Source organism: Gilliamella sp. wkB178, assembly GCF_001690705.1.
GTDB classification, from domain to species: Bacteria; Pseudomonadota; Gammaproteobacteria; order Enterobacterales; family Orbaceae; genus Gilliamella; species Gilliamella apicola_K.
In genome coordinates, this window is the sequence record NZ_LZGK01000013.1 from 318,614 (window position 1) to 334,222 (window position 15,609).

16 protein-coding genes and 3 tRNA genes are annotated in these 15,609 nt (G+C 36.2%); 7 read left to right on the forward strand and 12 right to left on the reverse strand.

The genetic code is table 11. The features are described from left to right. Positions 1–12: 12 nt before the first annotated feature. From rlmH to trxB, 5 genes are all read right to left on the reverse strand, one after another. A complete protein-coding gene (rlmH, locus tag A9G13_RS05700; RefSeq protein ID WP_065556635.1) occupies positions 13–483 on the reverse strand; it encodes a 23S rRNA (pseudouridine(1915)-N(3))-methyltransferase RlmH in 471 nt (156 codons plus the stop codon). A 4-nt stretch (positions 484–487) separates the two neighbouring features. After that, positions 488–802, reverse strand: a complete 315-nt coding sequence (rsfS, locus tag A9G13_RS05705; protein WP_335340069.1) for a ribosome silencing factor — start codon at positions 800–802, stop codon at positions 488–490. Positions 803–940: 138 nt separating this feature from the next. Then, positions 941–2,572: a heme ABC transporter ATP-binding protein/permease CydC gene (cydC, locus tag A9G13_RS05710; RefSeq protein WP_141670871.1), complete on the reverse strand. Its 1,632-nt coding sequence runs from the start codon at positions 2,570–2,572 to the stop codon at positions 941–943. Further along, entirely contained in the window at positions 2,566–4,281 is a 1,716-nt protein-coding gene (cydD, locus tag A9G13_RS05715; RefSeq protein WP_065556637.1) for a heme ABC transporter permease/ATP-binding protein CydD, read from the reverse strand. Before cydD ends, cydC begins: the two co-directional genes overlap by 7 nt. Positions 4,282–4,296: 15 nt before the next feature. Continuing rightward, positions 4,297–5,250: a thioredoxin-disulfide reductase gene (trxB, locus tag A9G13_RS05720; protein WP_065556638.1), complete on the reverse strand. Its 954-nt coding sequence runs from the start codon at positions 5,248–5,250 to the stop codon at positions 4,297–4,299. A gap of 433 nt (positions 5,251–5,683) precedes the next feature. Between trxB and A9G13_RS05725 the strand changes: the two genes are divergently transcribed. Beyond that, positions 5,684–5,869, forward strand: a complete 186-nt coding sequence (locus tag A9G13_RS05725) for a hypothetical protein (RefSeq protein ID WP_065556639.1) — start codon at positions 5,684–5,686, stop codon at positions 5,867–5,869. Between the two features lie 58 nt (positions 5,870–5,927). On the opposite strand, the gene A9G13_RS05730 is transcribed toward A9G13_RS05725, so the two are convergent. Further along, positions 5,928–6,590, reverse strand: a complete 663-nt coding sequence (locus A9G13_RS05730) for an NAD(P)H-dependent oxidoreductase (protein ID WP_065556640.1) — start codon at positions 6,588–6,590, stop codon at positions 5,928–5,930. An 8-nt stretch (positions 6,591–6,598) separates the two neighbouring features. Then, positions 6,599–7,813: an AmpG family muropeptide MFS transporter gene (locus A9G13_RS05735; protein WP_442902797.1), complete on the reverse strand. Its 1,215-nt coding sequence runs from the start codon at positions 7,811–7,813 to the stop codon at positions 6,599–6,601. Positions 7,814–8,094: 281 nt separating this feature from the next. Between A9G13_RS05735 and A9G13_RS05740 the strand changes: the two genes are divergently transcribed. Continuing rightward, positions 8,095–9,084, forward strand: a complete 990-nt coding sequence (locus tag A9G13_RS05740) for a 2-hydroxyacid dehydrogenase (RefSeq protein WP_065557101.1) — start codon at positions 8,095–8,097, stop codon at positions 9,082–9,084. A 57-nt stretch (positions 9,085–9,141) separates the two neighbouring features. Further along, complete coding sequence (gene mltB, locus A9G13_RS05745) at positions 9,142–10,215, forward strand: lytic murein transglycosylase B (RefSeq protein ID WP_065556642.1); 1,074 nt, start codon at positions 9,142–9,144, stop codon at positions 10,213–10,215. 121 nt (positions 10,216–10,336) lie between these two features. Here mltB and A9G13_RS05750 read toward each other — a convergent pair whose 3' ends face one another. Then, a complete protein-coding gene (locus A9G13_RS05750; protein ID WP_176701953.1) occupies positions 10,337–11,128 on the reverse strand; it encodes a sulfite exporter TauE/SafE family protein in 792 nt (263 codons plus the stop codon). Between the two features lie 227 nt (positions 11,129–11,355). On the opposite strand from A9G13_RS05750, the gene A9G13_RS05755 reads away from it, so the two are divergent. Then, entirely contained in the window at positions 11,356–11,982 is a 627-nt protein-coding gene (locus tag A9G13_RS05755) for a LysE/ArgO family amino acid transporter (protein ID WP_065556644.1), read from the forward strand. Between the two features lie 36 nt (positions 11,983–12,018). On the opposite strand, the gene A9G13_RS05760 is transcribed toward A9G13_RS05755, so the two are convergent. The 4 genes from A9G13_RS05760 to A9G13_RS05775 all read right to left on the reverse strand — a co-directional run bounded on the left by A9G13_RS05760 (position 12,019) and on the right by A9G13_RS05775 (position 13,612). Then, the gene (locus A9G13_RS05760) at positions 12,019–12,933 is read right to left on the reverse strand and encodes a tetratricopeptide repeat protein (RefSeq protein WP_065556645.1); all 915 of its coding nucleotides are present in this window, start codon (positions 12,931–12,933) and stop codon (positions 12,019–12,021) included. A 395-nt stretch (positions 12,934–13,328) separates the two neighbouring features. Beyond that, positions 13,329–13,404, reverse strand: a tRNA-Lys gene (locus A9G13_RS05765). 20 nt (positions 13,405–13,424) lie between these two features. Next, positions 13,425–13,500: transfer RNA gene (locus tag A9G13_RS05770), tRNA-Val, on the reverse strand. A gap of 36 nt (positions 13,501–13,536) precedes the next feature. Then, positions 13,537–13,612, reverse strand: a tRNA-Val gene (locus A9G13_RS05775). A gap of 209 nt (positions 13,613–13,821) precedes the next feature. Between A9G13_RS05775 and A9G13_RS05780 the strand changes: the two genes are divergently transcribed. Genes A9G13_RS05780 through A9G13_RS05790 form a run of 3 tightly spaced genes read left to right on the forward strand, consistent with a single transcriptional unit; the run spans position 13,822 to position 15,592 of the window. Next, positions 13,822–14,763, forward strand: coding sequence for a PilN domain-containing protein (locus A9G13_RS05780; protein WP_176701954.1), 942 nt, complete (start codon positions 13,822–13,824; stop codon positions 14,761–14,763). Then, the gene (locus A9G13_RS05785; protein ID WP_065556647.1) at positions 14,753–15,223 is read left to right on the forward strand and encodes a hypothetical protein; all 471 of its coding nucleotides are present in this window, start codon (positions 14,753–14,755) and stop codon (positions 15,221–15,223) included. The genes A9G13_RS05780 and A9G13_RS05785 overlap by 11 nt, the downstream gene beginning before the upstream one ends. After that, the gene (locus A9G13_RS05790; protein WP_065556648.1) at positions 15,224–15,592 is read left to right on the forward strand and encodes a hypothetical protein; all 369 of its coding nucleotides are present in this window, start codon (positions 15,224–15,226) and stop codon (positions 15,590–15,592) included. Positions 15,593–15,609: the final 17 nt, after the last annotated feature.

A 15,609-nucleotide genomic window follows, 5' to 3' on the forward strand; every position in this document is an offset into this window, starting at 1 on the left:
GTGACTCGCTATTTATTCACGATGATAAGGATGATTGGTGGTTAAACTCCATGCTCGGTACAGGCTTTCAGCAACAATCACTCGCACTAAAGGATGGGGTAAAGTTAATGGTGACAATGACCAACTTTGCTCGGCGCTAGCTTTACAAGCGGGGGCGAGTCCTTCTGGGCCGCCAATCAACAAACTGACGTCACGACCATCAGTCTTCCAGCGTTCAAGTTGCTCGGCTAAATCATGGGTGGTGTAGGGCTTGCCAGGAATATCTAAGGTAACAATACGGTTGCCTTTACCACAAGCCGCTAGCATTAATTCGCCTTCTTTGTCTAGAATTCGCGGAATATCAGCATTTTTAGTGCGTTTGCCAGCGGGGATTTCTATTAATTCTAACGGCATATCTTTGGGGAAACGCGTACGGTAATCGTCAAAAGCGGTGGTTACCCAGTTTGGCATTTTGGTGCCAACAGCAATAAGCTGTATCTTCACTTAATTAACTCCACAGCTTCTCAAGTTCATAAAGTTGACGGCTTTCAGCCTGCATGATGTGCACAATAACTGAATCCATATCAACCACAACCCAATCAGCATCATTTTGCCCCTCACTGCCTAAAACTAGGTGCCCTTGTTTTTTAGCTTCATCTAATAAATGGCTGGCAATTGAGGCTACATGGCGATTAGATGTACCGGTGCAAATTATCATATAATCGGTAATACTGGATTTGCCCCGAACATCAAGTGTGACAATATCTGTACCTTTTAAATCATCAATTTTATCGCAAATAAAATCTTGTAACGACTGCTGCAAAATAATCTCTCTATTACTAACAATAAAATTCTATTATAACATGTTTCCAAAATCTCGACTATGCTAACCGGCGACGAGTAATTGGCTGTAAAGATGTTTCCTGAGAAGGGTACGTTTCAGTATAAAAACCGCTAAAAATTACAACGAAATAATTCGATCAAACAGGGGATTATTGGTTAAACGGTGAGTAACCATCAGCAGCGTTTTTCCTTTACAAGATTGTTTAATTAAATTGATGATTTGCTGCTCGGTTTGCTGATCAAGGCTTTCGGTTGGTTCATCCATGAGTATTAAGGGTGAGTTATGTAGTAAAGCTCTGGCAATACCAATGCGACGAATTTCGCCCCCAGATAGTTGGCGTCCGCCTTGCCCGAGTGGTAAATCCAATCCTTCTGGCGTGGTGAGTAACTTGTCCAGTTCAACTTGATGTAAAACGTCGATTAATTGCTGATCACTGGCTTGTTGATTACCAATGCGTAAATTTTGCCGTAAACTAGCACTAAATATGGTGATAATTTGTGGGACCACAGCAATGGCTTGGCGTAAGGTCGCTTCGTCAAGTTGATTTATTGGGGTATCGTTAAGGTAAATACTGCCAGAACTGGGTTCCCAAGCACGATTAATCAAGCTTAATAATGTCGATTTGCCACAACCGGTTTTACCAATTATGCCAATATGTTCACCGGGAGCAATAGTCAACGAAAAATCGGTAATTACGGCAAATGGTTGCTTAGGATAACTGAAATTAACTTGTTCAAATTGCAATTTAGCTGAGCTTAAATCAATAGCTTGACCTTTTGCCACAAATTTAATATCCGGTTTTTGAACAAAAATAGCTGTGATCCGCGTTGCCGAGGTTAACACTTGCCCTAAAAAAATAAATGCGCCAGGTAGCGGAGCTAAAATTTCAGCACTGGCCAAGCAAACAAATACAAATAACGCCACTATAGGTGATAAGGTGTATTGAGTAATCAACCATAAAACCAATAATGTTAATAAGCCAACAATTAAAACCACCAATGCACTCGATAATGCCATTAATGTTGATTGCCGTTGTTGGTTATGTAACCACTTACTTTCAAGTTCATCTAATTTAGTACGATAACGTACTTGTGCCATAAATAGAGTTAGTTCGGCTTGACCTTGAAGATAGTTAATTAATTGTAGACGATATTCACTTTGTTGTTGCGCTAAGGTAATACCTAATTGTTTGCCTGCTTGATAAAAAATAATCGGTACCGCCAGTAAGCTGACGGTAAGCACAATGGTGATGACTAAAGCTACGGGTAAATTAATATTACTTAAACCGATAAATAGCAGCACGATGATGATTAATGCCGTCACAATTGGCGAAAATAGCTTCAAATACAGGTGATCAAGTGCATCAATGTCAACAATAAAACGATTAAGTAGATCAGCGCGTTGATATTGAGCTAGTTGCTTAGCGCTGAGAGGCAGAATTTTTCTAAATGCTGAAGTTCTTAAGTAAGCAAGAATTTTAAAAGTGGCATCATGATCGACCAAGCGTTCTAAATAGCGCGCTGCGGTTCGGGTAATAGCGGCACCACGAACGCCAGCCGCGGGTAACATGTAATTAAAGGTAAATAATCCAGCCACACCAACAAAAGCAGTAGAAGCCAGGAACCAGCCAGATAATGATAATAGAAATAAACTGGCAAGAAGGGTAAGAATTGATAAGGATAAACCAAGTACAATTTGCCAAAAATAGTGTTTATACAGTGCAATATAAGGTCGCAATATTGTTAGCATAAATCCCCCTTGACGTTACAATGTAGTTGACCATTAGCCAGTTGCCATACTTGGTCAAATTGCTGCATATTATCAAGTTGATGCGTGATAGTGATGCTATTAGCGGCAATATGGTATTGCTCTATATTTTCGATGGTTTGTTTATCTAAGCTGGCAGTGGGTTCATCAAGAATTAATAACTGACAAGATTTTAACATGGCTCGGGCTAATGCTACCCGTTGCGCTTGCCCTACGGATAAGCGTACCGCATCTTCACCTACTTGAGTATCAAGGCCTTGCGGTAATTTGGCAATGACTTCAGTTAATTGTGCTTTGGCGATCACTGACCCAAGTTCGTCATGAGTGGCATTGGGTTTTCCTAATAATATATTTTCCCGAATTGTACTGTTAATAAGGTAAGGTGTTTGCCCAATCCAACTAACTTGTTGTTGCCAATGAGTTAGATCTAATTGATTAAATTCAATACCATTGATTTTGAGTGAGCCTTGATAGGGTAAAAAACCCAATAACACATTCATTAAAGAGGTTTTACCTTCACCACTGGTGCCAATCAGTGCTAATTGAAACGGAGCCTGTAAAGTAAAAGACAAAGGACCGACTATAGGCTGTTGTTCAATTGACATCACCATTAAATCCTGAGCCTCAATTGTTTGTAATGGTGTGTTAAGTTGACAGCCAGTGTTAGCTTGTTCGATATTCGAGAATGGTGATTGTTTATTTAAAAAAGCTTCGATATTATCGGCGGCGGCAATGGCTTCGGCCTTGGCATGATAGTAGGTACCTAAATCACGTAGTGGCTGAAAAAATTCTGGCGCAAGTATTAAGGCAAAAAAACCGGCAAAAAGAGTAACTACGCCGTTATAAGATCCAAAATGAAATTCACCTAAATATGAAAAGCCAAAATACACCGCTACCACGGCAATAGAGATTGAAGTAAAAAATTCTAATACTGCTGAAGATAGAAACGCCATTCGTAATACTTGCATAGTTTTAATCCGAAAATCTTCGGCAGCTTGTTGGATCTCTTGGGCTTGTTGTTCGCCTTGATTAAATAAGCGGATAGTATTGAGACCTTTTAAGCGATCCAAAAAATGACCACTTAAATAAGCCAGTGCTTTAAAATTACGACGATTAATATCAGCCGCTCCCATGCCGACTAAAATCATAAAAATAGGAATTAGTGGGGCAGTGCAGAGTAAAATTAATGCCGCAGTCCAGTTAAATGGTAAAATTGCTATACAAATCAAAATCGGCACCATACTTGCCAAACGCATTTGCGGTAAATAGTGAGCATAAAAATTTTGCAAATTATCAACTTGCTCAATTAGTAAGGTGCTCCATGCCCCAATGGTGCTTTGATTTAAAGCCGCTGGCCCCAATGATTCTAATTGATTAATTAATTGATGGCGAATTTGCTGGCGGACTTTATTACCCATAGCAAAGTTAATTTTTTCGCGGATGTAAATTAAGCCAGCCCGAGCTATTAATACTGCAATTAATGCTAAGAAGTAAGCAACAACATCAGTAAATTTGTGCTGTTCAATGATTAATTCTTGTAAAATGATGGCTAATAATGCCGCTTGTAAGATCACTAAAATGGTTAAGACAAAGCCGGTTAAAGTGGAAATACGTAAATCAGTTTTATATAGCTTTGCGTATTGCTTTAACCAACCAAGTAAATAGGTTTGCCGATTTTTATCTAATGACATGGATATAGTAGCTACTTATTTTAGATTATCCAAATAATGCTCAGCATCCAATGCGGCCATACAACCAGTACCAGCAGAGGTAATAGCTTGTCGATAAACATGATCCATAACATCGCCGGCGGCAAAAATACCGGCAATACTGGTTTGGGTAGCATTACCTTGAGTGCCTGATTGTACTTTGATGTAACCACCGCTTAATTCGAGTTGGCCTTCAAAAATAGTCGTATTAGGTTTATGACCAATAGCTATAAATACGCCTAACACGCCAATTTCTTCGGTGAGATTTTGATCTTGAGTGCTGCGTAAGCGAACACCGGTTACGCCCATATTGTCACCTAGTACTTCATCGACAATACGGTGAGTGTGCAGGATCACTTTACCTTGTGCGACTTTTTCTGCTAAGCGATCCATTAGTATTTTTTCGGCTCGAAAGCCATCGCGGCGATGAATTAGATGCACTTCACTGGCAATATTGGCTAAATAAAGTGTCTCTTCAACCGCAGTATTGCCACCACCAACTACGGCAACTTTTTGGTTGCGGTAAAAGAAGCCATCACAAGTTGCACACGCCGATACCCCTTTACTTTTAAATGCTTGTTCCGAAGGTAATCCCAAATATTGAGCCGAAGCACCAGTAGCAATGATTAAGGCATCGCAACTATATTCAGTTTCACTACCAAAGAGTTTAAAAGGTTTTTGGCGGAAATCAACGCGATCAATTTGATCTAAAATAATCTCAGTATTAAATCTTTCCGCATGCTGTTTCATTTTGATCATCAGTTCGGGACCGGTTAAGTCCGGCGCACCAGCTGGCCAATTTTCTAGATCTGTAGTGGTGGTAAGTTGCCCACCTTCTTGCATACCGGTAATAAGTACTGGTGAAAGGTTGGCTCGAGCTGCATAAACGGCTGCGGTATAACCTGCAGGGCCGGAACCTAGTATCATTAAACGTGCATGTTTGTTTTTCATAATTAAATTCTTCCTTGTTTTTACATACTGGCTATTTAGTGGTTATCTGTTTGCGTTTAATTAGATAACCCATTGCCTAAAAACAATTTTTTAAACAATAAATTAAAAGAAATATTCAAAAACTAATATTAATCAAAATCGCTAATTTTGTTTTGCATAAGTCTAACATTATCAATCTTAATCGTGCAAAAGAATTGATTATTGTAGTAATAGGTGATCACGATAATAATTTATTTATACGGTTTTATGTTGTTTATCTTTTTATTTTCAATTTCTTTAATTCTATTTTTACTTTTTTACTTATTTTTAAGTTTTATTTTTGTTGGTAGATCTATAGAATACGCTTTTTTTGAATTACTGAAGAATTATTTCTTTAGTTGAAAATGGTGTTTAGATTATCGTTTATGCGACATCCTAACAAAAGAGAGATAAGATGAACAATCCTTCAAAAGAAAAAGTAGAGGAAGTACTTCGAAAAATCAATTGGGCGCAAGAGATCTTAAATTCCGTACAACAGAATGTGAATGATCCCCAAATCGGCAATGTGCTTTCCGGCATTGCATTTATTATGAATTCAGCTTCAATAGATGCTGAAGCGTTATATCAATTGATTAAGTAAAGGGATATCCTTTTTTATCAATAAGTTCCGTCACCCATGGGCGACGGAATATTATTGATTAATTTGTTTCAGTTAAGTAAGTAGTGATATCAGCGAGTGGCCAGCGGATGTGAGAATCAGGCTCATTAGCTCGATAACCAAAAGCTAAGCACAGACCCACCCCAAATGTTTCCTTACTAAATAACGCAATATTATTTTCTAATATCTGAATAAGTTTATCATGCTCAAAGCCACCAATGGCACAAGAATCAATACCTCGGTAAGCTGCAGCTGTCATCATATTGGTACAGGCAATGTAACCTTGCATTTCCGACCAATGATTGATGCTTAGGCCATCGGCTAAACCTTGTTGGTAAAAATTAATAAATGCTTGGCAGGCAATATCAATAGCGGTTTGATCCGTAGCATCAGGTAAAGTGCGTGCAATAGTGCGGCGTAAGTAGTCACTTTGCAAAGTGAAATTATTGGCTTTACGATAAAGAACTATCACAAAATGAGAACAGCTGGTTACTTGCTCTTGATTGTAGCAAACAGCACGTAATTGTTTTTTTAACTCGTTATTATTAACCACAATAAAATGCCAAGGTTCCATACCAAAAGAGGATGGCGATAGTCGACCAGCTTCTAATATATATTCTATATCTTGCTGATTAATTTTTTGAGTGTCGTCGAATTTTTTACATGCATGTCTAAAATTGAATGCTTGGGCTAATTTATCCATACTTTCTCCTAAGATTTTACATTCCATGGGGCAACTTTAATGAGTAATAACATACCAGGAATAGCTAAAATAAAACATAAACTAAAAAAGTTTGTCCATCCTAAATATTCAACCATAATACCGGTAGTAGCATTAATTAATGTCCTTGGTACGGATGCAATACTAGTAAATAAAGCAAATTGAGTTGCGGTATACAAAGGGTTAGTTGTTTTAGCAATAAATGCCACAAAAGCAGCAGAACCGAGACCAACCCCCAGAGCTTCAAATCCTATCACTATTGCTAATAAAATTTGCTGATAACCACCAATTTGGCTAAAAGGTCCTTCAATAGAAAGCCAAACAAAGCCAAGAATAGAGACAACTTGTACTATACCAAATGACCAAAGTGCACGATTAATGCCAATTTTAATCATCAAAATACCACCAAGCAGAGCACCAAAGACACTGGGCCACAAAGAAGCATTTTTGGCAATCCATCCAATATCCAAGCGACTATAACCCATTTGTAAATAAAATGGAGTGGCAAGTGAGGTCGCCATGCTATCACCCAACTTATATAAAAATATAAAAGCTAAAATAATTATGGCAGTATTAATGCCATTGCGCGTAATAAATTCACGGAATGGGTTTATAATAATATCTTCAAGATGGTGTGTTTTAGGAACCTGATTCATGGGTTCTTTGACCACAAGTGTCATTAAAATTGCTGGTAGCATAAATAAGGCAGTAATTATAAAAACACTATCCCAAGGTAAGTAGTTAGATAATATTAGCGATAGTGAACCAGGTACCAAACCCGCCACTCGGTAAGCATTGGTATGGATACTATTACCTAATCCTAATTCTTTATCTAACAATAATTCTCGTCTAAATGCATCAAGAGCGACATCTTGAGTAGCAGAGAATAGGGCAATGATAAAACAAAGTGCGGCAATCAACCAAATGTCTAGAGAAGGTGAAAAAAATCCCAAGATTGCTATGCTAAAAAGTAAAACTATTTGCGATGCAAGCATCCAACCACGTCGTCTTCCTAATCTAAAGAGAGAAATATTGTCCATAAACGGTGCCCAGACAAATTTCAAAATATATGGAATCTGAGTTAAGGAAAATACACCAATAGTTTTAATATTAATCCCTTCACTTTGTAACCATGCCGGTAACAGTTGTAATAACAGATAAAAGGGTAAACCAGAAGCAAAACCAGTAAAAATGCAAATTAGCATTTTAGTTGTGAAAATTGTTTTAATTATTGAGTTTTGCACGTAATTCATTAGTTAACAATATTGGTCAGTTTTTTAGCAAAGTGCTATCATAGCACATCAGAAAAAAAATAATCGTTAAAACCAGTATACCTTTTAGTAAAAAACATCAATGATTTGTCTATTGATCATAGATGTTAATTCATGTCAAAATTTTTAATAATATTACTAAGCAATAACGTTTAGTTGCAATTAATTAGCTATTAATAAACAAGCAAAAGGGGTGTTGCAGAATGAAAGGTTCTATGAAAATTGCTGTATTTAGTAGTAAACATTACGACAAAGAACATCTACAAATCGCCAATAAAAAATTTGGCTTCGATATTGAATATTATGAACATAAACTCAGTCATAAAACGGCAGTAACTGCACAAGGTTTTGATGCGGTTTGTGTGTTTGTTAATGATGAAGTTGATAAAAAGGTTCTCAAAATATTAGCTAATTATAATATCAAAATTTTAGCTTTACGTTGTGCCGGCTTTGATAATGTTGATTTGGCTGAAGCTAAAAAATTAGGTATAACTGTGGTACGTGTACCTGCTTATTCGCCTGAAGCCGTTGCTGAACATGCAGTTGCATTAATGATGACTTTAAACCGCCGTACTCATAAGGCTTATCAACGTACCCGCGATGCTAACTTTTCACTCGATGGTTTGACTGGTTTTAATATGCATAACCGCACCGCCGGAGTAATTGGTACCGGAAGAATCGGTCAAGCAGTGATTCGTATTTTAAAAGGTTTTGGTATGCATATTCTGGCCTATGATCCTTATCCAAATGATACAGTGGTTGAACTCGGTGGTCGATATGTAGAATTAGATGAACTTTATGCTAAAGCAGATGTGATTACATTGCATTGCCCAATGAGCCCAGAAAATTATCACTTACTTAATAAAGATTCATTTAGCAAAATGAAAAATGGTGTGATGATTATTAATACTAGCCGAGGTGCTTTACTCGATGCAACGGCAGCAATTGAAGCATTAAAACAGACTAAAATTGGTTCGTTAGGCATGGATGTTTACGAAAACGAACGTGACTTATTTTTTGAAGATAAATCCAATGATGTCATTTTAGATGATGTTTTTCGCCGGTTGTCATCTTGTCATAATGTGATTTTTACCGGTCATCAAGCCTTTTTAACCCAAGAAGCTTTATTAAATATTTCGGAAACGACTTTAACTAATATTAAGCAAATAGCTGAAGGACAAGCATGTCCAAATATTGTGAAATAGTATGAAATTTTTAATAAAATGCGTGTTTTTTAATTAATTATAATATGGATATTTTTTATGCAGCGTATTGTTATTTTTATTAGTTTGTTAATGTTATTGACAGCCTGTAGTAGTGATCGCCCTTCATATACTCCTATGGAAAAGCATCGTGGGCACACTAATATTAAAGGTGGTGTTTATCTTGAACATGATCATGACCAAACTGAAGCTAGTAAAGTTCCTTTGGCGGTAGATAAAGAAAAATTCATTGATAGAATGGTCAGTAAACATGGTTTTAATCGTCCGCAATTACGTGAAGTGTTGGCACAAACCAATAAACTCGATTGGGTAATTAACTTGATGGATAAACAAGCACCTAAAACGGGTACCTCAACAGTACCTAATGGAGCGTGGATCCGTTATAAAAATAAATTTATTACTCCAAGCAATCTACCTAAAGGGGTTGATTTCTGGAACAGATATCAAAGTGAATTACAACGTGCCTATCAGGAATATGGTGTACCGCCAGAAATCATTGTTGGCATTATTGGTGTGGAAACTGGCTGGGGGCGTGTCATGGGTAAAACTAAGATTATTGATGCCTTATCAACCTTGGCTTTTTATTACCCAAGACGAGCAGAATATTTTTCTAACGAGCTAGAAGACTTTTTAGTAATGGCTCGTGATGAAGGGGTGGATCCATTTGATTTATCAGGATCGTTTGCCGGTGCCATGGGTTATGGTCAATTTATGCCTTCTGCATTCAGAAATTATGCGGTGGATTTTAATCATGATGGTCATGTCGATTTATGGGATCCAGTGGATGCAATTGGTAGCGTAGCCAATTATTTTAAAGCACATGGTTGGCAACGAGACAAAAAAGTCGCCGTTATGGCTGATGGTCAAGCACCAACGTTGGATAATGGCTTTAGTACTAAATATTCTGTAGAAACGTTAGCCAAAGCTGGTTTAAAACCTCAAAGCTCTTTAGATGGCTATCATGAGGCAAGTTTGTTGCGACTAGATATGGGCGATCGTTATCAATTTTGGTATGGATTACCAAATTTTTATGTGATCACGCGCTATAATCACAGTACTCATTATGCGATGGCGGTTTGGCAGTTGGGCTTATCAGTAAAAGATGCCCGATAATTATTAGTGAAATAGCTAATTGTATGGAATCAACTACAAAGGTCACACTGGTTGTGACCTTTGTAGTTTAAAATCAGTAATTACAAGCTACTCATAAATTAAGCAATTATTCTATGAATGACTAAGAGATTATTAGTTTTAATGCTATAAATAATAAAAAGACGCCGAAAAATTTAATCAATTTGTTGATCGACAACCTTTGTGCAATTTGCACCCCTACTTTAGCCATTGGTATGCTTGCTAACATGATGGCAAATATTGCTGGTAAATAAACAAAACCAAGGCTATATTCAGGCAAACCTTTAATATTCCAACCCGCAATAATATAGCCAATTGTGCCACCAACCGCCACAGGTAAGGTAAAGGCCGCTGAGGTACCAATTGCTTTACGCATGTTAATTCCGCATTTTTTTAAAAATGGCACTACCAGAACACCACCACCAACGCCAACTAATGCCGCAAAAACTCCAATTAGAGCTCCAACTAAAACATAAATACTGTTGTTCAATGAAGGGGGAATAGAGGGTTGTTCTTTAGAGACTTTGTCAGTTTTAAAAATAAATTTACTACCAGTATAAATAAGAAACACAATAAAAATCCATTTTAACCATACTCCCGGAATATATGGGGTAATGTAAGAACCACCGATAGTACCGATAATGCACCCTAACACCATTTTTTTTAAGATCGACCATTCTATATTATGATTTTTATTCTGCACCCAACTTGATGATAGGCTAGTACCAATGATCGTAGCTAAAGATGAAGCAACGGCAATATGATTAGTCCAATGACCACCGGGATGAAAATGATCTAATGTAAATATCAAAGCTGGGACAATTAAGGCACCACCACCAATACCAAACATACCGGCTAAAAGACCGGCACCTACACCTACACAAATCAAAAGCAAAAGTTCAAGGAGCATCGACTAAGTTAGATTTTTAAGAAATGTTACTTTGATTGTACAACTGAAACATTAAATAAGCTACGTATTAATAGTAATTTTTAATTATGTGAATTTTTTAAGCCTTTTACATTTAACTTTATGTTTTAATGTAAAAAAAACTGTTATACGTGACACCATAATTAAAATATTTTATATTATGGCGAATTTTTTACATTACGAGTTAGCCTAATATGTTTGCAGAAATACTCAGTGGAGCCATGATTTCAGGAAGTTTAATTATAGCCATTGGCGCACAAAATCTATTTGTGTTGAAACAAGGACTTTTAAAAAATCATATCTTTTTTGTATCAGCTATCTGTTTTATTTGTGATTTCATTTTAATGACCATTGGGGTATTAGGTATAGGTACCTTTATCAGTAATAATCCTATAATTACTAATATATTGGCAATATTAGGTGCACTGTTTTTAATATGGTATGGAATTGGTGCTTTTAAGAGTGCTATTCAAGGCACCAGTAGTTTGCAAGTTGATTCTCAAGATCCTCAAAATAAACGCTTGATCAATGTAGTTTTATCAACCTTGGCGGTTACTTTGCTCAATCCGCATGTATATTTGGACACCGTAGTTATTGTCGGTGGTATTGCCGGCACTTTAACTAGTCAACAAAAGTTAGCTTTTTTGATTGGCGCTATTTGTGTTTCATTTATTTGGTTTTTTGGTATTGGTTATGGTGCGCGGTTATTAACACCACTGTTTAAACAAAAAAGAATGTGGGTAATTTTAGACGGTTTAGTTGGTATAGTTATGTTCTACATTGCTTACCGATTAGTTGCATTTGTGTTATGGGGTAGTTAACATCAACCTTTTGGTTGATGTTACTGTTATATTGATTTAATTTATTTTTTTGTATGCCTCACACGCTTGGCGCATATTTTTGTCACAAGCCGATTTGAAGTATTCTTTGGCTTTGTCATCACTTTTTTCAATAGCATCGCCTTCATAATACATTATGCCAAGATCATATTGAGCGGCAGCAGAGCCGCGATCGGCTGCTTTTTCAAACCAGGTTTTAGCTTGATTTAAATCTTGATTAACACCATTACCATTAGCAAACATTATCGCTAAATTATATTGTGCATTAGTATAATCTTGTAAGGCCGCTTTTTCATACCAGGTCGCAGCTTGAATTAAATCTTTAGTTGTGCCTTTGCCATTTTGATATAAGAAAGCCAGTCTATATTGAGCGGCAGCAACATTATTGTTGGCTGCTTGTTGATAATATTCAAAAGCATTGCGGTAATTTTTTTTGCTCCCTTGACCTTGTTCACTCATTAGTCCTAAATTATATAAGGCATCGACTTCGCCATGCTCTGCGGCTTTTTTAAACCATTTTTTGGCATCGGAAAAATTCTGTTTAACACCATGACCTTCATAATACATAGTGCCAAGTTTATATTGAGCAGGGGCATAATCTTGTTTAGCGGCTTTTTCAAACCAAAGTGCCGCAGTAACAAAGTTTTGTTCAACGCCATGGCCATAATCATATAACATGGCTAAACGGTATTGTGCTTCTACTAGCCCTTGTTTGGCAGCTTTTTCAAACCATTCTTTTGCTTGCTCATAATTTTGTTTTACACCTTGACCTTCATTATAGGCTATAGCTAATTTATGTTGAGCAATGGCTGTGTTTTGTTCGATGGCATCTTGATAAATTTTTTCAAAAAATAATGAATTAGCTGCTTCTTCGGCTAAAACCGGATAGCTAAAACATAAACATAGCGTAATTGTAGTAAGTAACTTTTTCATTATATTCCTTGTAATATTTTATTATCGCATAATATTGCATCTATTTATTTATTTTGTATAGATGAATTAATTAACTTTTTGTGTTATTTACTTAATAACAAATTTAGTTGTTGGTTTTTATAAGTTAATAATATCATTATTATCATAATGATATAAATTAAGCGTAGCAAAAATTTGTTATGTATACTGGTTTAAGGGGTAGGGATTAGTAGTGATAAAGGTTTAGATAAAGGTTGTAAACAACTATTTGGCCATTAATGTGATTTAGTTACTCGAAATCAAGTTTTAAGATTGTGTGAAATATTTACGGGTGAATTTGCCCACACGTGGGTGCTTTTATCTTATTTTTATTGCGGGTGCATTAGATTCAATTGATTATAGTTGGCTGAAAAAAGTGGTGGGTCGTGAGCGATTCGAACGCTCGACAAACGGATTAAAAGTCCGCTGCTCTACCGACTGAGCTAACAACCCATATAGAAAACAACTAAAATTGGTGGGTGATACCGGGTTCGAACCAGTGACCCCCTCCTTGTAAGGGAGGTGCTCTCCCAACTGAGCTAATCACCCCAAAATGTTTCATTACTGAAACGTCACGGTAAAGATTGGTGGGTGATACCGGGTTCGAACCAGTGACCCCCTCCTTGTAAGGGAGGTGCTCTCCCAACTGAGCTAATCACCCTTACCGTGTGGATGTGCATTATAAGGCACGCCTTATTTCAGTCAACCTTTTTTTTACAATTTCTGTGAAATTGGCCTTGTTCGGTGTAATTTTAAACGTTTTTTTGGATGCTACTGCACAAAACGTTTTTTTTCTGATTTTTATTTATCCAATAGTCATTAAGCTTGATAAATATTTTTTGTTTAATAATACAATCACTCATGATGTTAATGAATAAAAGTCTAGTTATAATTTATATTGCACCAACGATTTTGCGTTATAAAGTAATTAAGTCTGTGCGGCACCTATCTAATACTAATCAGCCAGTCTGGAATGAATATAGTTATCAAAATATGACTGATATCGATTTGTTGATGAGTGATTTATTGCAGAATATTCCTCGGTACACCCAGTTTGAATTACATTTAGACTCAAGCTATTTGCAAATTAAATCATTAGATTTACCTGATGAAAAATTGAAATTACATGAGGTGATTTTATATGTAGAAGCTTCTATCTATAAATTATTTCAATTATCTGTGAAAAATGTGTGTTTCGATTATGTCGATTGTTTGGAGAAACCGAAACAGATTATGGTAGCAATATGTGATCATCAATATGTTAATGATTGGCTTGACATATTTGCAAAATATAATGTGGCAGTTACTTTTATTGGTAGTGATGTTGGTTCTGGTAAAGTAAATTTTTTACCTTGGCGGGTACAGCAGCAAAAAAAACAACGATTACAGTTGACTATAATTGTTGTCAGCTTTATAGGTATTTTTTGTTGTTTGTTTTGCTATTGGTGGATCCAAGCACAAAATAAGCTGGATTATTATTCTTCTCAAGTGTCTCAACAGCAAAATTTGCAGCAAAAACTTATCCAGAAGTTATCGAACTATTTACCTAATCCATCGCTAAGTCAAGTACAAATTCAACAGTCGTTAGAATTAATATCTGACCAATTACCCGACGCCATTTGGTTGCAGTCATTTACTTATGCTTTACACACTATAACTTTAACCGGTCATAGTTTTAGTTATGTTGAGATTACTAATTTCAATGAACAATTATCACAACACATTAGTATTAATCGTAGCCAAGTTAATTCTGTTGCTACTAATGCTAATCAGTTGTTATTTGAAATGGATATTAAACTTAATGAACAGTGATTTTTTTAATCGTCCTTTATGGCAGCAATATTCCTGTTGTTGTCTGGTTCTTTTATTATTATTTGGAGTCGGTTATTTACTGGTTATTGACGATATTAAACACCAAGCAGATCAGCTAATACAACAATATGATGAAAACCTGACTAAAATTGACCAATTACAAGCAAAAATAAATCGCTATAAGTCTAGTAAAAACCATTTATTAACTACGATTTCTGAAAAAGAGTTAGCGCAAGCTTTAACACAACACCACTTGATTTTACGTACTTTTAAGCATAATGAAATTGATAATATCGTGAATTGGGACATTGAACTTAATGGTCAATTTGCTGATTTCATGGCTTTGATGTCATCGTTTAATGATGATTATTATTATCTCGATTTCCAGCATTTAATGATCAGTAAACATGAGTCAGAGTTACAAATAGCCTTTACCTTATTATTTAAAAAAGGGGAATAAGTGAAATTGCTATTGGTGATGGTATTGCTATTGATTTTTAATGGATTGTACATTAATACCGGGCTGGGTTTAGTTAGAGACCCTTTTACACCATTTTATCAGATGTCATGTGATGAACAAGCAACTAATTTATTGAAACAAATACAAGTTTGGCAGTTCAAGGGGTTGATAAAAAATAGTGATGCTAGTTATGAGCAGCTTTGGTTATTTTCAGATAATCAATGGTTAGCGATAACAGCAGGAGTTATTCCCAATGTTTTATTTCCATGGCAAATCCAGACTTTATTTACTGACAAAATTGTATGGCATGCCAATTTGGCAGATTCTTGTGAAGAATCGGTTCTATGGACTATGCCATTAAATAAGTAATATTTTCCTATATTAGG